The sequence below is a fragment of the Microbacterium sp. MMO-20 genome, from assembly GCF_037147735.1.
Lineage (GTDB): Bacteria > Actinomycetota > Actinomycetes > Actinomycetales > Microbacteriaceae > Microbacterium.
This window is the reverse complement of the sequence record NZ_JBBCUU010000003.1, coordinates 62,516-82,571: the sequence shown is the minus strand read 5'-3', so window position 1 is coordinate 82,571 and position 20,056 is coordinate 62,516. Positions and strand designations below refer to the sequence as shown.

Sequence of the window (20,056 nt, the reverse complement as noted above, 5' to 3'; positions counted from 1 at the left end):
GTCCCATGCCTGCAGCGCCGAAGGTCTTCGGAATCATTCTCGCCGGCGGCGAGGGTAAGCGCCTGATGCCACTCACCGTGGACAGGGCCAAGCCCGCCGTACCGTTCGGGGGCCAGTACCGCTTGATCGACTTCGCGATCTCCAACCTCGTGAACTCGGGCCTCAGACAGATCGTCGTGCTGACGCAGTACAAGTCGCACAGTCTCGACCGGCACGTCTCGCAGACGTGGCGGATGTCAGCGCTGCTGAACGCGTACGTGGCATCCGTGCCCGCCCAGCAGCGTCTCGGCAAGCGCTGGTTCTCCGGCTCGGCCGACGCGATCCTGCAGTCGCTCAACCTCATCCACGACGAGAAGCCCGACATCGTCGTCGTCATCGGTGCCGATCACGTCTACCGCATGGATTTCGAGCAGATGATCGACGCGCACATCGCCTCGGGGGCAAAGGCGACGGTCGCCGGCATCCGCCAGCCCATCGAACTGGCGAATCAGTTCGGCGTCATCGATCTCGATCCCTCCGACAACCTCACGATCCGCGAGTTCCTCGAGAAGCCGCAGAACCCGGCAGGTCTCGTCGACGACCCGTCGCAGGTGCTGGCCTCGATGGGCAACTACATCTTCGACGCGGACGCACTGATCGCGGCGGTCGAGGAGGACGGTGAGCTGCCGACCTCGGGACACGACATGGGCGGCGACATCATCCCCTACTTCGTGAGTCGCGGAGAGGCAGCGGTCTACGACTTCAAGCGCAACGACGTCCCCGGATCGACGGATCGTGACCGCGACTACTGGCGCGACGTGGGAACGATCGACTCCTTCTTCGACGCGCACATGGATCTCATCTCGACGCTGCCGATCTTCAACCTGTACAACACCGACTGGCCGATCCACTCGCAGGCGGTGAACTCGCCGCCCGCGAAGTTCGTGCGTGACGGCGTGGGACGGATGGGCAATGCGATCGACTCGATCGTGTCGCTCGGATCGGTGCTCTCGGGAACCCACCTGGAGCGCTCGGTCGTGGGGCCGTGGACGCTGTCGGCGGGAGGAGCGACGATCACCGATTCGGTCCTGTTCGACCACGTCGACGTCGGCGCGGGGGCGCGCGTGCATCGCGCGATCCTCGATAAGAACGTCGTCCTCGAACCGGGCGCGACCGTGGGTGTCGACCGTTCCCTCGACATCGCCCGCGGTTTCACCGTGACCGACAGCGGCATCACGGTGGTCGGCAAGAACGCGCGCATCACGCGCTGAGGGGCGCGCGCCTCCCGCTAGGTTTGTCGGGTGCCTGATGTTCGCTTCCTCGTCGTTTTCGACGCCGATTCCACCCTGCTGCGCAATGAAGTCATCGAGCTCATCGCCGACGAGGCGGGGCGCGGCGCCGAGGTCGCTGCGGCGACGGAGGCCGCGATGCGCGGCGAGGTCGACTTCGCGACGAGTCTGCGCTCTCGCGTGCGGGCGCTGCAGGGTGTGCCGCTCAGCGCCTTCCAGCGCGTGCGAGCGCGCGTCGAGCCGACACCCGGGGCCGCCGAGCTCATCGCCGCCATCCACGCGCGGGGCGGGATCGCCGCGGTCGTCTCCGGGGGCTTCCACGAGATCCTCGACACGATCGCTCCCACCCTCGGCGTCGACACGTGGCGCGCCAACCGTCTCGCGTCGGACGGCGCCGTGTTGACCGGCCTCGTCGACGGCGAGATCGTGGATGCCGAGGGCAAGGCGGCCGCGCTGCGCGAGTGGGCTCTCGACGCAGGCCTGCCGCTCGTCCGCACGATCGCGGTGGGCGACGGCGCGAACGATCTCGGGATGATGGCTGCGGCCGGTCTCGGCGTCGCATTCAACGCGAAGCCCGCCGTGCGCGCTCAGGCGGACCTCGTGATCGGTCCGGTGGACCTTCGCGAGCTGATCCCGCTCCTGCCCTGACGCGTCGTGTTGGCGGGGACGCTACCGGATGTCGGCGGCCCCCGATAGCGTGCCACGCATGGACGTTCTGCTGATCCCCGGCCTCTGGCTCGACGCTTCCTCCTGGGAGGACGTGCTGCCCTCCCTCGGCGCGCAGGGCCTTCGAGCGCGGCCCTTGACCATGCCCGGAGTCGGCCGGCCGGCGGCGGAGAGCGCCGACGTCGGGATCTCCGACTGGGTTGACTCCGTGGTCGCCGAGATCGATCGCGCGGACGGTGAGGTCGTCGTCGTCGGGCACTCCGGCGGCGGCAACGTCGCATGGGGTGCTGTCGACCGCCGCCCCGATCGCGTGGCACGCGTCATTCTCGTCGACACGATCCCGCCCTTCCCCGGTGCAGACATTTCGGAGTTCCCCGTCGTGGACGGCGTCGTGCCGTTCCCCGGCTGGGATTTCTTCGACACGGATGACACCTTCGATCTCGACGAGGCGACACGTCGACGCACGCTCCCCCTCACCCGCAGTGTTCCGGGCCGGGTGCCGACCGATCCGATCGAACTCAGGGACGTGCGTCGTTTCGGTGTGCCGACGACGCTCCTGATGGGGAGTCTCGATGAGCCGACGTTCCGTCGCCTCGTCGCGGGATGGGGGCCGCACGGTGATGAGTTCGCGGCCATCGCGGATGCCGAGGTCGTGAAGCTCGGCACGGCGCACTGGCCGCAGTTCTCCGCGCCCGATCGCCTCGGTCTTGCGATCGTCGACGCGATCACGCGCTGATTCGCCGGCGGGTCAGTGGCCCATGCCGAGACCGCCGTCGACGGGGATGACGGCGCCGGAGATGTACGCGGCGTCCTCCGACGCAAGCCATGTGACGACGCCCGCCACCTCGTCGGCGGTGGCGAATCGACCCGCCGGAATGTTCCGCCGGTACTCGGCCTGCGTCTCGGCGGGGAGCTCCGCCGTCATGTCCGTCTCGATGAAGCCGGGTGCGACCACGTTCGCCGTGATGCCGCGCCCGCCGAGTTCGCGCGTGAGGGAACGGGCGAAGCCGACGAGGGCTGCCTTCGAGGACGAGTAGTTGATCTGGCCCGCGGAGCCGTACAGGCCGACCACGCTCGAGATGAGGATGACGCGACCCCACTTGGCCCGCAGCATCCCCTTGGATGCGCGCTTGACGACGCGGAACGTGCCACCGAGGTTGGTAGCGACGACCGAATCGAAGTCCTCCTCCGTCATGCGCAGGAGCAGCGTGTCCTTCGTGATGCCCGCGTTCGCGACGACGATCTCGACGGGGCCGAGCTGCTGCTCCACCTCGGTGAACGCAGCGTCCAGCGACGCGGCATCCGTGACGTCGGCGCGGACGGTGAGCGTGCCCGCCGGTCCTTCGCCCGAACGTGCCGTGACGGCCGTTTGGTACCCGGCGGCGACGAAGCGTTCGGCGATCGCGCGGCCGATGCCGCGGTTCCCCCCTGTGACGAGGACGACTCTCTCGGTGGACATGGGACTCCCATCGCTCGAGGACCGCACCAGCCTAGTGCGAACCGGCATCCACGTTCGTTCGCACCGCCTCGACGCTAGGCTGGTTTTCGGCGAGAGGAGCCCCCGTGACCGATCCGAACAGCCCGCAGCCCGAGAGCGCCGAGCCCCGCAACGACCTGCCCACCGCACCGCCCGTGCCGCCCGTGCCTCCCGCCGGGACAGTGCCGGAGGCTCCCGCCGACTCGGCGCCCACGTACGACGGCGCCCCGTATGTCCCGCCGACGGCGCCGTCGTACGACACGAGTGGATACGGCACGGATGCGTACGGCACACCGCCCGCGCCTCCCGCGTATGCACCGCCGACGTACGCCCCGCCCGCTTATCCGACCTCGCCGTACGGCGCTGCACCCGCCGGCGCTCCCGCCTCTCCGGTGCAGACCGCGCCGGGCGCGGCGCCCGCTCTGCCCTACGGATACGGCGGCTACGCGCCGGCCCGTAAGACGAACGGTCTCGCTGTGGCCTCGATGATTCTGTCGATCGTCGGCTTCCTGTGGATCCTGCCGTTCGTCGGATCGCTCGCCGGCGCGATCATGGGGCACATCTCGCTCAATCAGATCAAGCGCTCGGGCGAGGGTGGCCGCGGCATGGCGCTCGCGGGCATCATCGTGGGATGGGCGGGCCTCGCGCTGCTCGTGATCGGTGTGCTGTTCTTCGTCTTCGTGATCGCGTTGGGAGCGTCGTCGGGCGCGCGCTACGGGGCCTGATCGCACGGCCCGCTCCGTGTGCGAGCCCTTCGGGGCGGCGTAGGCTGGTGGCACCGTGAAGAACTCCCCGACTCAGTCTGCGACCTCGCTGCCGCGCGCCCCGCGGGACGACGCGCACAGCCGCATGACGAAGTACTTCACGATGATGGCGATCAGAGTGGCGTGCTTCGTACTGATGGTCGTCGTCCAGCCCTACAGCTGGTACACGTGGCTGTTCGCGGTCGGCGCGATCTTCCTGCCGTATGTCGCTGTCGTCGTCGCGAACGTCGCCGCGGCTCCTGCGGAGCGGGCGGTGCCGCCGGAGCGTGCACTGGAGGCCCCCCGCGTCGAGCCCGTCGATACCGGCCTCTCCCCCGCGGTACCCGACGTCATCCGACTGCAGGAGAGCCCTCCGCGCCCCGCGGCCGGGGAAGGTGAGCGGCGATGATCCCCGAGCACGTCGATATCGTCTGCTCCCGCGCAGGATGCCGCGACGGCGCGCATTGGCAGGTCGTCTGGCGCAACCCGCGCATCCACTCGGCTGACCGTCGCAAGGTCTGGGCGGCGTGCGATGCGCACGTCGACTTCCTGCGCGACTACCTCGCCGCCCGCGAGTTCCCCGTCGTCGTCGAGCCGCTCACGGGCGCGCCGCTCACGGGCGCGGAGGGCAACGTGACCGGTGCGCCCGCCGGGACCAAGCTGTGAATCGCACGGCGCTGCGCTGGACGGGCTATGTCGCGATCGCCGTCCTGTTCGCGATCGCCTGCGCCTTCCTCTCGAACTGGCAGTTCTCGCGCAACGAGGAGCGGGAACGCCAGCTCTCGCTGATCGCCGCGAACTACGACGCGACGCCGTCCGCGCTCGGCGACCTCATCGGAGCGGACGGCGCCTTCAACCCCGAGGACCAGTGGCATCCCGTCGAGGTCCGCGGCGAGTACCTCGTCGATCACACCCTCCTCGCACGGAACCGCGCGCACGGCGGCACTGCCGCGTTCGAGGTGCTTGTGCCGCTGCGCACCGACACCGGACAGATCCTCATCATCGATCGCGGGTGGCTCGCCCCGGGCAATGATCAGCCCGAGCCGGATGAGGTGCCCGCCCCGCCCACCGGCACCGTGACCGTCGTCGCGCGTCTCATGCCCGGCGAGCCCCTGCGCAACGCCACGCAGTCGGCGCCGGATGGACAGGTGCCGACGATCAATCTGCCGCTCATCGCCGAGCAGACCGGCCTCAGCGGTGTGGTCACGGCTGCCTACGGCCTCATGGCCTCGGAGGATCCCGCGCCCGCCACCGTCCCGAACGCGCTCGAGTCGCCGTCCGAAGACCCCGGTCCGCACCTCTCGTATGCGATCCAGTGGATCCTGTTCGCGGTGATGGGGTTCGTCTTCATCTGGTACATGATCCGCACCGAGCTCCGTCATCGGCGCGAGGACGCGCAGGATGCCGCGGAGGCCGCCGCGGTCTCGGCCGGCGATCCGAGCGCGGCCCCGCCCGCGGCATCCGCCGCACGAGAATCCGCGCCGCGACGCCGCCGCCGCGGGGAACCGCGCCCGAAGGACCGCGACATGGCCGAGGAGGATGCCCTCCTCGACGAGGTCAGTCCGCGCTGAGCCGCCGACACGGCTCTCTCCGAGTCCGCGGCAGCGCGTCACGCCAGTTCGATGAGATCGACGTAGTCGCGGCCCCAGATGTCCTCGACACCGTCGGGCAGAATGAGCACGCGCTCGGGGTTCAACGCCTGCACGGCACCCGAGTCGTGCGAGACGAGAACCACCGCACCCTCGTAGTGCGCGAGTGCGCCCAGGATCTCTTCGCGCGATGCCGGGTCGAGGTTGTTCGTCGGCTCATCGAGGAGCAGCATGTTGGCGCTCGAGACGACGAGCGTCGCGAGCGAGAGTCGCGTCTTCTCCCCGCCGGAGAGGACTCCTGCGGGCTTCAGCACGTCGTCGCCCGTGAACAGGAACGAGCCCAGCACCTTGCGCGCTTCGGTCGCGTTGATGTCGGGAGCCGCCGACATCATGTTCTCCAGCACCGATCGGTTGACGTCGAGGTTTTCGTGCTCCTGCGCGTAGTAGCCGATCTTCAGACCGTGGCCCGGCTCGAGCTCTCCGGTGTCGGGCTTGTCGACGCCGGCGAGAATGCGCAGGAGTGTCGTCTTGCCGGCGCCGTTGAGACCGAGCACGACGACCTTCGAGCCGCGATCGATCGCGAGGTCGACGTCGGTGAAGATCTCCAGCGATCCGTACGACTTGGAGAGATTCTTCGCCATGAGCGGCGTCTTGCCGCAGGGCGCCGGCTTGGGGAAGCGGAGCTTCGCGACGCGGTCCTCCTGACGCACCTCCTCGAGGCCCGAAAGCATCTTCTCGGCGCGCGCCACCATCTGGTGTGCGGCGGCAGCCTTGGATGCCTTGGCCCCGAACCGCGCGGCTTGCAGCTGCAGTGCGGTGGCCTTCTTCTCGATGTTGGCGCGCTCCTTCTTGCGACGCTCCTCATCGGCCACCCGCTGGCGCAGGTAGTTCTTCCAGTTCATGTTGTAGGTGTCGATGACCTGTCGCATCGCGTCGAGGTAGAAGACGCGATTGACGGTCTCGCCGACGAGTTCCACATCGTGGCTGATCACGATCAGCCCGCCCTTGTAGTTCTTCAGGAACTCGCGCAGCCACACGACGCTGTCCGCGTCGAGGTGGTTCGTCGGCTCGTCGAGGATCATCGTCTGCGCGTCGGAGAAGAGGATCCGCGCGAGCTCGATGCGTCGGCGCTGACCGCCCGAGAGCGTCTTCAGCGGCTGGTCGAGGATGCGGTCGGGAAGCGACAGGTTGTGGGCGATGGATGCCGCCTCCGCCTCCGCCGCGTAGCCGCCGAGCGCCTCGAATCGCTCCGTGAGGTTGCCGTAGCGGCGCATCGCCTTCGCGGCGACCTTCTCATCGGCATCCCCCATCTGCAGTGACGCCTCGTGCATCTGCAGCGCGAGAGTGCCGAGCCCGCGGGCGTCGAGGATCCGGGTGCGGGCGAGCATTTCGGGGTCACCCGACCGGGGGTCCTGCGGGAGGTAGCCGAGTTCCCCGGAGCGCTCCACCTTGCCGTCGGCGGGAATGAGGTCGCCCGCCAGGACCTTGGTCAGCGTCGTCTTGCCCGCGCCGTTGCGCCCGACGAGACCGATCTTGTCGCCGTCGGAGACGCGGAACGACACCTCCGACATGAGGGTGCGCGCGCCCACGCGGATTTCGAGGTCGTGCACGGCGAGCACAGCAGACGTCCATTCTTCGGCGGGAGGGTGTGGCCGCGAAGCGGGCCAGCCTCTCAGTCTACCGGGGTCGACGAGCCCACAGTCGCCGGCCGTGCCGTGCAGGTGAGTCCACAAGACCGTGCGGCAACTTCAGTGCACGGCGTCCAAAAGTTGCGGCGGCTGCGCCCCTAGGCTGAATCGCAACCCGGCCGCGTGTGCCGAAGCCGACGCAGAGTCCCCTCCCCAAGGAGCCCCCATGTCCCTCGCCGTTCCCGCCCGCCGCCCCGTGCTGGCCGATCTCATCGCCCGCCCCTCCGACCGTGCTCGCGCCGTCGCGCTCGACGCCGGCCTCGTCGTCGCCGGTGCGGCGGTCGTCGCCGCTCTCGCCCAGGTCGAAGTGCCGCTGTGGCCGGTTCCGGTCACGGGGCAGACTCTTGCTGTCGTCGTGGTGGGTGCCGCGCTCGGCGCGCGCCGTGGCGCCGCCGCGCTCGCCACCTATCTCTTCGCGGGTCTGGCCGGCCTTCCCGTCTTCGCCGGCTTCACCGGCGGGTTCCTCGCCGTCGCCAAACCGAGCTTCGGCTACATCATTGGGTTCGTCGTCGCCGCGTCCGTGGCGGGCTGGTTCGCGGAGCGCGCATGGGACCGCAAGCCCCTCCTCGCCTTCGCCGGATTCATCCTCGCCAGCGCGATCCCATTCGTCTTCGGCATCCCGTACATGGCTTTCATTCTCAACGTCGTCGGCGCTGGCTCGTTCGGCGTCGGCGAGATTCTGCAGTTCGGCCTGTGGCCCTTCGTCGTCGGCGGACTCGTGAAGGCCGCGATCGCCGCCGTCGCGATCCCCGCCGCGTGGGCCGCCGTCCGCGCCGTGGACACGCGCAAGAACGCCTGACCTCCAGTTCTGCGAAGACGGCCCCCGCCCGGATGATCCGGGCGGGGGCCGTCTGGCGTGCGTGCGAGAAGTTCAGCCCTTCGCCGTCGCGACGGCCGCGGCGAGCTTGTCGGTGAGCGTCGGCAGGATCCAGGGCAGCGTCAGCGCCGTCGGCGAGACGGCCGAAGCGTTCTGCGCCCCCACCATCGCCGCGACGGCGCTCTTCGCCACCGCGGGGATCAGCTTGCCGCGGTCGGAGGTCAGGAACTCGTCGAGCGTCGCCTGGTCCTCGGCCTGCGTGAGGACGACCTGCGCGTCGATCTTGTCGAGGTTCTCGTAGCTGACGGTCGTGTAGAACGTGCCCTCGCCGGTGTCGAGCGACGTGACGCTCGGGGGCGTGACGAAGCCGAGGTCCTCGAGGATCTCGACGCGCGCGTCGGCCGGGAGGTACAGGTAGAACGTGTCGACGTCGTCGTCCACGTACGCGATCGTCGTGCCCGCGAACTCGGGGTGCGCTGCCGCGGCGTCGGCGACGCGAGCGTCCAGACTCTGCAAGAGCGCGTCGGCCTCGGTCGGCAGACCGAGAGCCTTTCCGGTGATCGTGATGACATCGCGCCACGGCGTCGTCCAGGGAGCATCGGGGTACGCGACGACGGGGATGCCGGCAGCAGACACCGCATCGAACTCCTTCTGCGTCAGTCCCGAGTAGGGTGCGAGCAGAACGTCGGGATTCGTCTTCAGGAGGGCCTCGAGCGGGATCTCCTCGGCACTCGAGTCGAGGATCGTGGGCGCCTCTCCCCCGACCCTGTCGACGGCCTCAGCGATCCAGTCGGGCATCTTGTCGTCGCCGCCGGAGTAGTCGTCGGCGGGGATGGCGACCGGCTGGATGCCGAGAGCGAGAACCGCGTCCGTCGCACCCCAGCCCCACGTGGCGATGCGCTCCGGCTTGCTCTCGATGGTCGTGTCGCCGAGGGCAGACGTGATCGTCACCGGAAAGGCTCCGTCGGCCGATCCCGCGGGAGCGCCGGAGCTCCCAGCGCCCGCACCACCCGAGCATGCGGTGAGGATGAGGACAGCTGCCGCACCGAGGGCGGCGACGCCGGTCGCGCGGCCGCGCGCCTTTCCGAGGGCCTCGCGCAGTGATGTCATGAATCGTTCCTTTCGATGGGGGCACGGGCAGCCGACACGGGGTCCGCGTCGGTCGGGATGGGGACGACCAGCGGCGTGCCGGTCAGGGGGTCGGGCATGACGAGAGCGTGCAGGCCGAAGGCATCGGCGACGACCTGCTCGGTGAGGACCTCGGCAGGTGTCCCGTGGGCGACGACCGCACCGTCGCACATGACGACGAGCTGATCCGCGTACCGCGCGGCCAGGTTGAGGTCGTGGAGCACGGCGACGACAGTCGTGCCGCGGCTGCGGTTCAGCGCGCGCAGCAGGTCCAGCACTTCGATCTGGTGGGTGAGGTCGAGAAACGTCGTCGGTTCGTCGAGAAGGAGGATGCGGGGGTCTTGCGCGAGGGCCATGGCGATCCATACGCGCTGACGCTGGCCGCCGGAGAGGTCGCCGACGGGACGGTCGGCGATGTCGGTGATGCCCGTCAAGGCCATGGCCTCGTCCACGTGCGCCGCGTCGTCGACGCTCCATCGCTGGAAGAGACCCCGATGCGGGTGACGCCCCCGACCGACGAGTTCCGCGACGCTGACGCCGTCGGGGGCACTGGGGTGCTGCGGCAGCAGACCGACCGTCTGCGCGAAGCGGCGCCGTGGGATGCCGACGACATCCTCGCCGTCGAGTTCGACGCGTCCGCTGAGCGGCGCCCGCAGCCGGGCGAATGTTCCGAGGAGCGTCGACTTTCCCGACGCGTTCGCGCCGATGATCATCGTCACCTTCCCGGGCGCGAGGTCGAGGTCGAGCCCGTCGATCACGCGGCGGCCCGGATAGCCGGCGGCGAGATCGCGGGCCGTGAGGCGCGGAGCGGGAGAGGGTGCCGCGTACGAGGAGGATGCCGAGGTCACAGCTGTCGTCCTTTCGAGGTCGCCAGGAGCCAGAGGAGGAAGACCGCACCGACCGCGCCCGTCACGACACCGACGGGCATCGACAGCCCCGGGATGGCGAACTGGGCGAGGAGATCCGCGACGAGCAGCAGGACGGCGCCCAGCGCACCGCTCGTCGCCACGCCGACGGCGCCGTGCCCGAGGAGGGGGCGAGCGATCGCCGGGGCGCAGAGCGCGATGAACCCGATCGGACCGACGAAGGCGCATGTCGCGGCGGTGAGCAGCACGGCGACGCCGACGATGACCCAGCGCACACGCTCGGAGCGCACGCCCAGACCGCTTGCCGTCTCGGGACCGAGCTGGGTGATCGGGAGCCAGCGCGTTGCGGCGACGAGTGCGGGGATGCTCGCGATCAGCACCGCGAGCACAGTGAGCACCTGCCACCACGGCGTGGAGGAGAGGCTGCCCGTGAGCCAGAGGAGGGCGGTCCGCGCCTCTTCGACCTTCGCGCGCACCATGAGGAAGTCGATGGCGGATGCCGTGAGGAAGGAGATTCCGATACCGGCGAGGATGAGCCGGAATCCCCCGTCGCGGAGCGCGCGACCCGCGATCATGAGGATGATGGCCACGACAGCGCCCCCGACGAATGCGCTCAGGGCGAGGACGGGCCCCGTCGTGCCCAGGGCGAGGATCGTGAAGACCGCGGCGAACCCGCTCCCGCCGGAGATACCGAGGAGATCGGGGCTCGCGAGGGGGTTGCCGAGGTACGACTGCAGCAGCGCGCCGGCGATGCCGAGCGCTGCACCGGTCACGAGCGCCATGGCGGTGCGCGGCGCCCGCACCTGGAAGACGACGTACTGCTCGATGCGGGTTCCCGAGCCGGTGAGCGTCTGCCACAGCCGGTCGGGCGAGAGCGCATAGTCGCCGATCGACAGTGCGACGCCGGCCGCAACGACGGCGAGAACGAGGGTGATGGTGACGACGCGCATGCGGCGCCGGGCGGCTCCGGCGCGGATGTTCAGGGAGATGCTCACAGCGCCACCCGCCTCGGCTGCAGCACGAGCGCGACGAGCAACGGCGCACCGAGGAACGCGACGACGATGCCGGCCTGCACCTCGCCGGGGAGGGCGACGACGCGGCCCAGCACGTCGGCGAGGAGGAGCAGCGCGGCGCCCAGCGGCATCCCGATCCAGAAGAGCCGCCCGTAACTGCCCCCGACCAGCGGGCGGAGAACGTGCGGGACGAGGAGCCCGAGGAACACGATGGGCCCTGCGATCGCCGTCGCGCCGCCGCAGAGCAGGATGGCTGCGGTGATCCCCAGTGCGCGGCTGCGGGCGACGTCATGCCCGAGCCCCGTCGCCGTCGCCGCGCCCAGCGCGATGAGATCAAGGCCCCGCGCCGAGGCGAGGGCGAGAATCGCGCCGACAGCGAGGGCCGGCAGCACGAGCGCGACAGCGTCGAGGCCCCGCGCGGTGAGGCCGCCGACGGACCAGTATCGGTAGACGTCGAGGGCGTGGATGTCGGTTGTGAGGATGAGGAACGTCGCCGCCATGAGTCCCGCGGTCACCGCGGCACCCGTGAGCGCGAGTTTTGCGGGATCCGCGCCGTTCGGCCCGCGGCCGCCGATGAGGGCGACCAGGACCGCCGCTGCCGCGGCGCCGACGAAGGCGAACCAGATGAAGCCCGTCGGGGTGACGAGGCCGAACAGCGTGATCGCGACGAGCACAGCGACCGAGGCACCCGCGTTGACGCCCAACAGCCCCGGGTCGGCGAAAGGATTGCGCGTGAGTCCCTGCATGACGGTGCCGGCGAGGGCGAGCGCCGCGCCCGCGCACAGGCCGATCACGGTGCGCGGAACGCGCTGGGTGAGGACGACGACGTGGTCGGGGTTCGTGGCATCCGGCGCGATGAGCGCGCGCCAGACATCTGCGAGCGCGATGTCACGCGCTCCGATGGTGAGAGAGAGGACGACGGCGGCGAGGAGCACGACTGCGGCGGACGCCGCGACGAGCGTCGTGCCCCGATGCGTGCGCGTGCTCGCGCGCGGGGTCGTCCGGTGCGCGCTCACTCCGCTCGCTCAGCCTGTCCGAGCCGCCAGTAGCCCATGAAGGCGACACGGCGCCGATCGACGCCGCAGTCGCTGACGAGGTGGCGGCGGAGCGTCTTGATCGTCGCGGCCTCCCCCGCGATCCACGCGTAGAACTCCCCCTCACCGGCGGCAGGGCTGTCCCACAGCAGGTCGCGGTCGACATCCACGTCTTCGAGATGCTGCTCGCGCGGAGCCGCGGCTCGCTCGAGCACCGCGCGGTTCTCGGTTGTCCAGGCCGCCACGGCGGAGATCAGCTGCGCCCCGTGATCGGCGTCGCCCCGCGCGAGCCAGCGCACCCGTGCGCCCGCGGGAGCCGCGATCTCCACGGCGTCGAGCGCCGTCGGAACCTCGACGAAGACGTCGGCGTCGGAGCGCGCGTCGAGGGACGCGAGGATGCCGCTGATCGCGGGCACGGCCGTCTCGTCACCGACGAGCAGCAGTCGGCGCGCGGTGCCCGGATGCCAGTCGAGGCCGATGCGAGACTGCGCGCTGCGCTCATCGGGCCCGACGACGATGACGCGGTCACCGACGGTCGCGGCCTCGGCCCATGCCCCTGCCGGGCCGGGGTCGCGATGCGTCACGAAGTCGACGTCGAGCTCGCGTGCCACGGGATCGATGCGGCGCACGGTGTACGTGCGGAACGGGCTGCGCTCACTCTCCGGCAGTCCACGCCAGCGCTCGTACCAGTCTCCTGCCTCCTCGTCCTGACCGAAGTCGGCGTATCCGCCCACGAGGTGCGCCAGCGGCAGGACGACCTTGATCCGCTGATCAAGCCCCGCCGTGCCGAAATGGACGAGGTCATCGCCGACGAACGTCACCCGGATGAAGTGCGGGCTGAGCCTGCGCACAGCGCCGACGCTGACCGCGTACGGGCGGTAGGCAGGCCGAACGGCGGTGTCGAGATGGGGCATGCCATTAGGGTAGCCTTACCTCACGTCAGACCCAAACCGTCACCGTCGCAGGCCCTCACTTTCGGCGACGTGCCCCATCCGCAGTCCCGGCAGCACCGCGATGACGGCGAGTGCCGTGGCGATGAGGAAGACGGCGGGGAATGCGGCATTCGATGCGCTGAGCGCCACGAACGTGAGTCCCATGACGGCGATGGATGCCGAGGCGCCCACCGAATCCGAAATCGACAGCGCCGAGGAGTTGAAGCCCTGGTTCTGCGGCGTCGAGTACGCCAGCGTCAGAACCGTCAGACGCGGGTACATGAGCCCCATTCCCGCTCCCGCGAGCGCCCAGCCCGCGATGAGCACCCAGGGCGGCAGGTGCCACGCGGCGGTGGCTGCTGCGGCGAGCGTCGCCGCGATGAGCAGCGACGCTCCGACGAGGGTGATGCGCGCGTTGCCGAGGCGGTCGCCGACGCGTCCCTGAACGTCCGCTCCCACCGCCCACAGGAGAGCCGCGCTCGTGAGGCCGAGCCCGGCCGTCGTAGCGGAGAACCCGTAGTCGTCGATGAGGAGGTACGGCACGTAGATCTCGGCGCCGAACAGCGCGCCCGCGATGAGAGCGCGCATGAGGACGACGCTCGGAAGTCCGCGTCGAGCGATCAGGGTGCCCGCAGGCAACAGCGGACGGATCGCCACGACGATGAGGACGAGCGCCGCGGCGATGACCGCGGGCGCGGCGGCGCCCGTCTCCCCCGCGAGGCTCAGCCCGAGTGCGCCGGCCGCGACGACGCACGCGAGAGCCAGTCGCCGGGCAACCGGCTCGCGTGAGGGTTCCGCGGTACCGAGCGGCAGCGCGTGGAGACGGAGATAGACCACGGTGAAGGCGATGAGGGTGAGGACGGCCACACCGAGGAACACCCAGCGCCAGTGGGCCTGTTCCGCGACGAACCCCGCGAGGAAGGGCCCGACGATCGACGGGATGACCCACGCCGCGGAGAACGCGGCGAAGACGCGCCCGTGGAGGGCCGCGGGGAACACGCGCGCCACGACGACGTACAGCGCGACGGTCTGCCCACCCGTGCCGAGGCCCTGCAGCAGACGTCCGAGCACGAGGACGGGCATGGAAGGCGCGAAACCGGCCACGAGCAGCCCCGCGATGAACAGCGCGACCGCTGTCGTGAGCGGCAGCACGGGATCCTTGCGGTCGCACCACGCCCCGACAGCAACCATGCCGATCACGCTCGTGGCGAGCGTGCCGGCGAAGGCGACGGCATAGAGCTCCGCGCCGCCGAGGTCGGCGCTCACGAGCGGCATCACGGTCGTCACCGCCAGCGCCTGAGTTGCGGCGAGGAAGATCATCGCAACCGCGCCCAGCGTCACCCAGACGTAGCGCGGGTTCCAGATCGTGACTGCCGGCGCGTCGTCGTTCACGCCCGCCACTCGGAGTCCGCGAACGCGGCGATGCGCTCGACGGCCTCGGTCAGCAGCTCCGGCGAACATCCGAAGTTCAGCCGCACGTACCCGGCGCCGGGCGCGCCGAACTCCGGTCCGTGGTGCAGGGCCACCTTCGCCCTGTGCCGCAGCAGCGTCGCAGGGTCGTCGCCCCAGCCGTACGCCGATACGTCGATCCAAGCCAGGTAGCCTGCGTCCGGCTCCCGATACACCGCGCGCGGGAGCTTCTCGGCGAGCAGACGCGTCAGCAGCGCGCGATTGTGCGCGAGGGCCGCGCGCAGGGCGTCCAGCCAGGCATCCGATGCCTCGTCGAACGCCGCGACGCCGGCGAGAGCACCGAACAGACCCGTGCGCCACTCGACCTCCGGGTTGAGCCCTCGGACGACGCCCGTCGTCGCGTCGTCCGCGGTGACCATGAGGGCGCACTTCAGCCCGGCGAGGTTGTACGCCTTCGATGCGCTCGTCACGGTGAAACCGACGCGAGCCGCAGACGCGCCGGCCGTGAGGAAGGGGGTGTAGTTCACGCCCTCCGCGACGAGCGGAGCGTGGATCTCGTCGCTGATGACGACGGCGCCGTGACGCTCGGCGACCTCGGCGAGAGCGGCGAGGGCGTCGGCGGAATGCGCCGTGCCGGTCGGGTTGTGCGGATTGCACAGGAGCACAGCCCTCGCGCCGGCCTCCAGCGCCGCCTCGATGCCGACGAGATCCATCTCCCATGCCGATCCCGTATCGCGCAGCGGAACGGGGACGGTGACGCAGCCCGCCTCCGCCGTGCAGATGGCGAACGGCGGGTACACCGGCGGCATGATGACGACCCCGTCGCCGGGCTCGGTGGTCGCGCGCAGGATCTCGACGACCCCCATCATGACGTCGGCCGTCGTTCGCACGCGTGCCGGGTCGACTACCCAGCCGAATCGACGCGCTGCGAACCCCGCGAACGCGGTGCGGATACCGGGATCGGGCGGCGTGTAGCCCGTGTCGCCGCTCGCGACAGCCTCCGCGAGCACCGCTGTGATCGCGGGCGCAAGCGCGAAGTCCGTCTCCGCAACGAACATCGGCAGCACGTCCTCGGGATACGTCCGCCACTTCGTACTCGAACGGCGGCGCAGGGTCTCCAGGGGCAGTGCTTCCAATGGGGTGATGCTCACCACACCGAGCCTACCGGCGCTGTGCGCCCCTCTTCCCGCCGGACGGCGGGCCGACGTCAGATGGCGAAACCGAGAGCCCGCATCATGTCGCGGCCGTCGTCGGTGATGCGCTCGGGGCCCCACGGCGGCATCCAGACCCAGTTGATGCGGAAGCGCTCCACGACGTCGTCGAGAGCCTGAGCGGTCTGCTCCTCGAGGACATCGGTGAGCGGGCATCCGGCGGACGTCAGGGTCATGTGGATGACGAGGGCATCGTTCTCCTCGTCCCACGAGAGGTCGTAGATGAGACCGAGGTCGACGACGTTGATCCCGAGTTCGGGATCCATGACGTCCTTGAGAGCCTCGGTGACGTCGTCGTACTTCTCGGGACTGAGAGTCGCGGTCATGCGTCGATCCTAGGCTTCGACCACGTCGGACGGCTCGAGATAGCGGTCGTAACCTTCGTTCTCAAGGCGCTCGGCCAGCTCCGGGCCGCCCTCTTCCGCGACGCGCCCCTTGACGAGCACGTGCACGAAGTCGGGCTTGATGTAGCGGAGGATGCGTGTGTAGTGGGTGATCAGCAGCACGCCGAGGTCGGTCGACTCCTTCGCGCGGTTGACACCCTCGGACACGATCTTCAACGCGTCGACGTCGAGGCCCGAGTCGGTTTCGTCGAGCACCGCGATGGCGGGCTTGAGAAGCTCGAGCTGCAGGATCTCGTGACGCTTCTTCTCGCCGCCCGAGAAGCCTTCGTTGACGTTGCGGGCGGCGAACTTCGGGTCCATGCGGAGGTTCTTCATGGCCTCCTTGACGTCCTTCGTCCACGCGCGGATCGCGGGGGCTTCGCCTTCGATCGCGGTCTTCGCGGTGCGGAGGAAGTTCGTGACCGTCACACCCGGGATCTCTACCGGGTACTGCATCGCGAGGAAAAGGCCCGCGCGGGCGCGCTCGTCGACCGACATCGCGAGGACGTCCTCGCCGTCGAGAGTGATCGTGCCCTGTGTCACCGTGTACTTCGGGTGACCGGCGATCGTGTACGCCAAGGTGGACTTGCCCGAGCCGTTGGGGCCCATGATCGCGTGGGTCTCGCCCGTGCGGACCGTGAGGTCGACACCGTTGAGGATGGGGGTGGTCCCCTCGTCGGTCTCAACCGTCACGTGCAGGTCGCGGATCTCGAGAACAGCCATGTCAGTTCCTTCTTCAGTTCACATCTTTGGTGACGGCGGGGTCGATGAGGATGTCGTCCCCATCGATCGTCACTTCGTACACGGGCACCGGCTCGTACGCCGGCAGGTTGAGGGGGCGGCCGGTGCGCAGCGAGAACGCCGAACCATGCGCCCAGCACTCGAGCGTGTCGCCTTCGACGAAGCCGTCCGAGAGCGAGATGTCGCCGTGCGTGCAGGTGTCGCCGATCGCGTGGACCTCGCCGTTCCCGTCGAGCACGACCGCCATCGGAACACCGTCGACCTCGACGCGCACCGCGGTGTCCTGCTCGAGATCGCTGAGGTTCAGCACCTTCTGCGCGCTCATGCAGACGCCTCGGTGGATGCCGCGGCTGATGTCGAGAGCGCGAGCTCGGCCTCGATGGCCTCGATGAGCTCGTCCTGGATCTCGTCGATGCCGATCTTCTGCACGATCTCCGCGAGGAAGCCGAGCACGACGAGGCGACGCGCCTCGTCTTCGGCGATGCCGCGGGCCTGCAGGTAGAACAGCTGCTCGTCGTCGAAGCGTCCGGTGGCGCTCGCGTGTCCGGCGCCGAGGATGTCTCCGGTCTCGATCTCGAGATTCGGGATGGAGTCCGCGCGCGCGCCCTCCGTGAGGACGAGGTTGCGGTTCGCCTCGTAGGAGTCGGTGCCCGTGGCATCCGGTCCGATGAGTACGTCGCCGATCCATACCGTGCGTGCACCGGCGCCCTGCAAGGCGGCCTTGTAGAGCACGTCGCCGGTCGTGTGCGGACCCTTGTGGTGCAGGTACACCTGGCTTTCGAGGTGCTGGCCGGCGTCCGAGAAGGCGAGGCCGTAGAGCTTGCCGTCGGCGCCCGCTCCCGCGAGTTCGACGGAGGGGTTGACCCGAACGATGCCACCGCCGAGGCTCACGACGACGTGGGTGAGTGAGGCGTCGCGGTCCACGCGGGCTTGGTGGGCGGCGAGATGGACGGCGTCGTCGTCCCAGCGCTGCAGGGAGACGAGCGTCAGCGCGGCGCCGTCACGGACGATGACCTCGACGTTCTGCGCCTGCTGGGCGGTGCCCTCGTGACGGAGGATGACGGTCGCACGCGAGTGCTGCTGCGCCTCGATGACGACGTGTGCGTGCGCGACACCGCCGCGGCCGGTGAGACGGACGACGACGGGCTCGTCGAGCTCGACGTCCTGCGGGATGCGGATCAGCGGCGCGAGCTCCTCCTGGTGCCAGGCGATCGCACTCGGCAGGTCTTCGGGGCGGAAGACCTCCCCGCGCGGAGCCTCACCGATCGCGAGGCTGCGCTGCTCGACGGCAGCCGGCGCGCTGACCTCGACGCCGATGACGTCGTGCGCCGCCGGCTCGTCGCGCAGAAGAGCCGCGAGCGGCTTGAGCGGAGTGTGCTTCCAGTTGACCTCTGTACCGACCGGCGTGCCGAAATCGGCGGGATCGAACGATGTCGGTCGCTCGGAGCGTGTCTGCACGGGCACGAACGTGTCGGATTCGGGGATGCCGGGCTGGCGGCCGTTCACCAGGCGCGCGGCAGGGTCGAGGTGACCCTCCACGTGCTCCTGTCCGGAAGCGGCGGGGGTCTGAGTCGCTGTCGTCATCAGCCGACGGATCCTTCCATGCCCATCTCGATGAGCTTGTTGAGTTCGAGCGCGTACTCCATCGGCAGCTCGCGAGCGATCGGCTCGATGAAGCCGCGCACGATCATCGCCATCGCCTCGTCCTCGGGCATGCCGCGGCTCATGAGGTAGAAGAGCTGCTCTTCGCTGACCTTCGACACGGTCGCCTCGTGGCCGAGCTGCACGTCGTCGACGCGGATGTCGATCGCCGGATACGTGTCCGAGCGCGACTTCGTGTCGACCAGCAGCGCGTCGCAGCGGACGGTGTTCGCCGAGTGATGCGCCTTCTCGTCGACGCGGACTTCACCGCGGTAGCCGGCGCGGCCCCCGCCGCGCGCGATCGACTTCGAGACGATCGACGACTGCGTGTAGGGCGCCATGTGGATCATCTTCGCGCCGGCGTCCTGGTGCTGACCAGGACCGGCGAACGCGACCGACAGCGTCTCACCCTTGGCGTGCTCGCCCATGAGGTAGATCGACGGGTACTTCATCGTCACCTTCGAGCCGATGTTGCCGTCGATCCACTCCATCGTCGCGCCTTCGTGGGCGACGGCCCGCTTCGTGACGAGGTTGTACACGTTGTTCGACCAGTTCTGAATCGTCGTGTAGCGCACGCGGGCGTTCTTCTTGACGATGATCTCGACGACAGCGGAGTGCAGGGAGTCGGACTTGTAGATCGGTGCCGTGCAGCCCTCGATGTAGTGCACGTAGCTGCCCTCGTCGGCGATGATGAGCGTTCGCTCGAACTGGCCCATGTTCTCCGTGTTGATGCGGAAGTAGGCCTGCAGCGGGATCTCGACGTGGACGCCGGGGGGCACGTAGACGAACGAGCCGCCCGACCAGACGGCGGTGTTCAGCGCCGCGAATTTGTTGTCGCCCGCGGGGATCACCGTCCCGAAGTACTCCTCGAAGAACTCCGGGTGCTCACGGAGGGCCGTGTCGGTGTCCATGAAGATGACGCCCTGGCGCTCGAGCTCTTCGTTGATCTGGTGGTAGACCACTTCGGACTCGTACTGCGCAGCGACACCGGCGACGAGGCGCGCGCGCTCCGCCTCGGGGATGCCGAGCTTCTCGTACGTGTTGCGGATATCCTCCGGGAGGTCCTCCCAGGACTGCGCCTGCTTCTCGGTCGAGCGCACGAAGTACTTGATGTTGTCGAAGTCGATCTCGCTGAGGTCCGCGCCCCACGTCGGCATCGGCTTGCGGTCGAACAGCTGCAGCCCCTTCAGCCGCGTCTTCAGCATCCATTCCGGCTCGGACTTGAGCGCGGAGATGTCCTTGACGACGGCGTCGCTGAGGCCGCGCTTCGCGCTCGCCCCCGCGGCATCCGGGTCATGCCATCCGAACTCGTAGACGCCGAGTCCGTCGAGCTCCGGTCGGTCGATGAGCACATCCGACATCGCTTTCCTCCTTCGTTCCCGACGGTGTCATCCGTCCCGGCATTCCGGCTCCCCCGGGAGTGTGCGAGGGTCGGATGCCGCTGTCAGG

Annotated in this window: 22 protein-coding genes; 8 read left to right on the top strand and 14 right to left on the bottom strand. The window is 69.4% G+C overall.

The window, feature by feature from the left end; all coding sequences use genetic code 11:
- Positions 1-5: 5 nt before the first annotated feature.
- Genes glgC through WFI52_RS06355 form a run of 3 tightly spaced genes read left to right on the top strand, consistent with a single transcriptional unit; the run spans position 6 to position 2,670 of the window.
- On the top strand, positions 6-1,250 hold the full coding sequence (gene glgC / locus WFI52_RS06365; RefSeq protein ID WP_336626169.1) for a glucose-1-phosphate adenylyltransferase: 1,245 nt from the start codon (positions 6-8) through the stop codon (positions 1,248-1,250).
- A gap of 30 nt (positions 1,251-1,280) precedes the next feature.
- Positions 1,281-1,916 (top strand): phosphoserine phosphatase SerB, encoded by a 636-nt coding sequence (gene serB, locus WFI52_RS06360; protein WP_336626168.1) that lies wholly within the window; start codon positions 1,281-1,283, stop codon positions 1,914-1,916.
- Between the two features lie 58 nt (positions 1,917-1,974).
- The gene (locus tag WFI52_RS06355) at positions 1,975-2,670 is read left to right on the top strand and encodes an alpha/beta fold hydrolase (protein ID WP_336626167.1); all 696 of its coding nucleotides are present in this window, start codon (positions 1,975-1,977) and stop codon (positions 2,668-2,670) included.
- Positions 2,671-2,682: 12 nt separating this feature from the next.
- Here the strand turns inward: WFI52_RS06355 and fabG are convergent, their stop codons facing one another.
- Complete coding sequence (fabG, locus tag WFI52_RS06350) at positions 2,683-3,393, bottom strand: 3-oxoacyl-ACP reductase FabG (protein WP_336626166.1); 711 nt, start codon at positions 3,391-3,393, stop codon at positions 2,683-2,685.
- A 104-nt stretch (positions 3,394-3,497) separates the two neighbouring features.
- Between fabG and WFI52_RS06345 the strand changes: the two genes are divergently transcribed.
- Genes WFI52_RS06345 through WFI52_RS06330 form a run of 4 tightly spaced genes read left to right on the top strand, consistent with a single transcriptional unit; the run spans position 3,498 to position 5,725 of the window.
- Entirely contained in the window at positions 3,498-4,136 is a 639-nt protein-coding gene (locus WFI52_RS06345; RefSeq protein ID WP_336626165.1) for a DUF4190 domain-containing protein, read from the top strand.
- A gap of 55 nt (positions 4,137-4,191) precedes the next feature.
- Complete coding sequence (locus WFI52_RS06340; protein WP_336626164.1) at positions 4,192-4,563, top strand: DUF3099 domain-containing protein; 372 nt, start codon at positions 4,192-4,194, stop codon at positions 4,561-4,563.
- On the top strand, positions 4,560-4,820 hold the full coding sequence (locus WFI52_RS06335) for a hypothetical protein (protein WP_336626163.1): 261 nt from the start codon (positions 4,560-4,562) through the stop codon (positions 4,818-4,820). Before WFI52_RS06340 ends, WFI52_RS06335 begins: the two co-directional genes overlap by 4 nt.
- Positions 4,817-5,725 carry an SURF1 family cytochrome oxidase biogenesis protein gene (locus WFI52_RS06330; protein WP_336626162.1) on the top strand — a complete coding sequence of 303 codons (909 nt, stop codon included), beginning with the start codon at positions 4,817-4,819 and terminating at the stop codon, positions 5,723-5,725. The genes WFI52_RS06335 and WFI52_RS06330 overlap by 4 nt, the downstream gene beginning before the upstream one ends.
- A 38-nt stretch (positions 5,726-5,763) precedes the next feature.
- Here WFI52_RS06330 and abc-f read toward each other — a convergent pair whose 3' ends face one another.
- Complete coding sequence (abc-f, locus tag WFI52_RS06325) at positions 5,764-7,362, bottom strand: ribosomal protection-like ABC-F family protein (protein ID WP_336626161.1); 1,599 nt, start codon at positions 7,360-7,362, stop codon at positions 5,764-5,766.
- 235 nt (positions 7,363-7,597) lie between these two features.
- On the opposite strand from abc-f, the gene WFI52_RS06320 reads away from it, so the two are divergent.
- Positions 7,598-8,230, top strand: a complete 633-nt coding sequence (locus WFI52_RS06320) for a biotin transporter BioY (protein ID WP_336626160.1) — start codon at positions 7,598-7,600, stop codon at positions 8,228-8,230.
- Between the two features lie 72 nt (positions 8,231-8,302).
- Here the strand turns inward: WFI52_RS06320 and WFI52_RS06315 are convergent, their stop codons facing one another.
- Genes WFI52_RS06315 through sufB form a run of 12 tightly spaced genes read right to left on the bottom strand, consistent with a single transcriptional unit; the run spans position 8,303 to position 19,968 of the window.
- The gene (locus WFI52_RS06315; RefSeq protein WP_336626159.1) at positions 8,303-9,358 is read right to left on the bottom strand and encodes an ABC transporter substrate-binding protein; all 1,056 of its coding nucleotides are present in this window, start codon (positions 9,356-9,358) and stop codon (positions 8,303-8,305) included.
- Positions 9,355-10,224 carry an ABC transporter ATP-binding protein gene (locus tag WFI52_RS06310; RefSeq protein WP_336626158.1) on the bottom strand — a complete coding sequence of 290 codons (870 nt, stop codon included), beginning with the start codon at positions 10,222-10,224 and terminating at the stop codon, positions 9,355-9,357. Before WFI52_RS06310 ends, WFI52_RS06315 begins: the two co-directional genes overlap by 4 nt.
- On the bottom strand, positions 10,221-11,237 hold the full coding sequence (locus WFI52_RS06305) for a FecCD family ABC transporter permease (protein ID WP_336626157.1): 1,017 nt from the start codon (positions 11,235-11,237) through the stop codon (positions 10,221-10,223). The genes WFI52_RS06310 and WFI52_RS06305 overlap by 4 nt, the downstream gene beginning before the upstream one ends.
- Positions 11,234-12,271 carry a FecCD family ABC transporter permease gene (locus tag WFI52_RS06300; protein WP_336626156.1) on the bottom strand — a complete coding sequence of 346 codons (1,038 nt, stop codon included), beginning with the start codon at positions 12,269-12,271 and terminating at the stop codon, positions 11,234-11,236. The genes WFI52_RS06305 and WFI52_RS06300 overlap by 4 nt, the downstream gene beginning before the upstream one ends.
- Positions 12,268-13,203, bottom strand: a complete 936-nt coding sequence (locus WFI52_RS06295; RefSeq protein WP_336626155.1) for a siderophore-interacting protein — start codon at positions 13,201-13,203, stop codon at positions 12,268-12,270. The genes WFI52_RS06300 and WFI52_RS06295 overlap by 4 nt, the downstream gene beginning before the upstream one ends.
- Positions 13,204-13,242: 39 nt before the next feature.
- Positions 13,243-14,613, bottom strand: a complete 1,371-nt coding sequence (locus tag WFI52_RS06290; RefSeq protein ID WP_336626154.1) for an MFS transporter — start codon at positions 14,611-14,613, stop codon at positions 13,243-13,245.
- Positions 14,610-15,782: a MalY/PatB family protein gene (locus tag WFI52_RS06285; protein ID WP_336626153.1), complete on the bottom strand. Its 1,173-nt coding sequence runs from the start codon at positions 15,780-15,782 to the stop codon at positions 14,610-14,612. Before WFI52_RS06285 ends, WFI52_RS06290 begins: the two co-directional genes overlap by 4 nt.
- 56 nt (positions 15,783-15,838) lie before the next feature.
- On the bottom strand, positions 15,839-16,168 hold the full coding sequence (locus WFI52_RS06280; RefSeq protein WP_336626152.1) for a metal-sulfur cluster assembly factor: 330 nt from the start codon (positions 16,166-16,168) through the stop codon (positions 15,839-15,841).
- 9 nt (positions 16,169-16,177) lie between these two features.
- On the bottom strand, positions 16,178-16,948 hold the full coding sequence (gene sufC / locus WFI52_RS06275) for a Fe-S cluster assembly ATPase SufC (protein WP_336626151.1): 771 nt from the start codon (positions 16,946-16,948) through the stop codon (positions 16,178-16,180).
- 13 nt (positions 16,949-16,961) lie between these two features.
- Complete coding sequence (locus WFI52_RS06270) at positions 16,962-17,291, bottom strand: non-heme iron oxygenase ferredoxin subunit (protein WP_336626150.1); 330 nt, start codon at positions 17,289-17,291, stop codon at positions 16,962-16,964.
- Positions 17,288-18,550 (bottom strand): Fe-S cluster assembly protein SufD, encoded by a 1,263-nt coding sequence (gene sufD / locus WFI52_RS06265; RefSeq protein WP_336626149.1) that lies wholly within the window; start codon positions 18,548-18,550, stop codon positions 17,288-17,290. Before sufD ends, WFI52_RS06270 begins: the two co-directional genes overlap by 4 nt.
- Positions 18,550-19,968: a Fe-S cluster assembly protein SufB gene (gene sufB / locus WFI52_RS06260; RefSeq protein ID WP_336626148.1), complete on the bottom strand. Its 1,419-nt coding sequence runs from the start codon at positions 19,966-19,968 to the stop codon at positions 18,550-18,552. The genes sufD and sufB overlap by 1 nt, the downstream gene beginning before the upstream one ends.
- Positions 19,969-20,056: the final 88 nt, after the last annotated feature.

Coding starts and splice junctions, on each gene's coding strand:
- WFI52_RS06355 (WP_336626167.1), top strand. CDS start 1,975: ATGGACGTTCTGCTGATCCCCGGCCTCTGGCTCGACGCTTCCTCCTGG.
- WFI52_RS06315 (WP_336626159.1), bottom strand. CDS start 9,358: ATGACATCACTGCGCGAGGCCCTCGGAAAGGCGCGCGGCCGCGCGACC.
- sufD (WP_336626149.1), bottom strand. CDS start 18,550: ATGACGACAGCGACTCAGACCCCCGCCGCTTCCGGACAGGAGCACGTG.
- WFI52_RS06320 (WP_336626160.1), top strand. CDS start 7,598: ATGTCCCTCGCCGTTCCCGCCCGCCGCCCCGTGCTGGCCGATCTCATC.
- glgC (WP_336626169.1), top strand. CDS start 6: ATGCCTGCAGCGCCGAAGGTCTTCGGAATCATTCTCGCCGGCGGCGAG.
- WFI52_RS06335 (WP_336626163.1), top strand. CDS start 4,560: ATGATCCCCGAGCACGTCGATATCGTCTGCTCCCGCGCAGGATGCCGC.
- WFI52_RS06280 (WP_336626152.1), bottom strand. CDS start 16,168: ATGACCGCGACTCTCAGTCCCGAGAAGTACGACGACGTCACCGAGGCT.
- WFI52_RS06295 (WP_336626155.1), bottom strand. CDS start 13,203: ATGCCCCATCTCGACACCGCCGTTCGGCCTGCCTACCGCCCGTACGCG.
- sufC (WP_336626151.1), bottom strand. CDS start 16,948: ATGGCTGTTCTCGAGATCCGCGACCTGCACGTGACGGTTGAGACCGAC.
- sufB (WP_336626148.1), bottom strand. CDS start 19,968: ATGTCGGATGTGCTCATCGACCGACCGGAGCTCGACGGACTCGGCGTC.
- WFI52_RS06270 (WP_336626150.1), bottom strand. CDS start 17,291: ATGAGCGCGCAGAAGGTGCTGAACCTCAGCGATCTCGAGCAGGACACC.
- fabG (WP_336626166.1), bottom strand. CDS start 3,393: ATGTCCACCGAGAGAGTCGTCCTCGTCACAGGGGGGAACCGCGGCATC.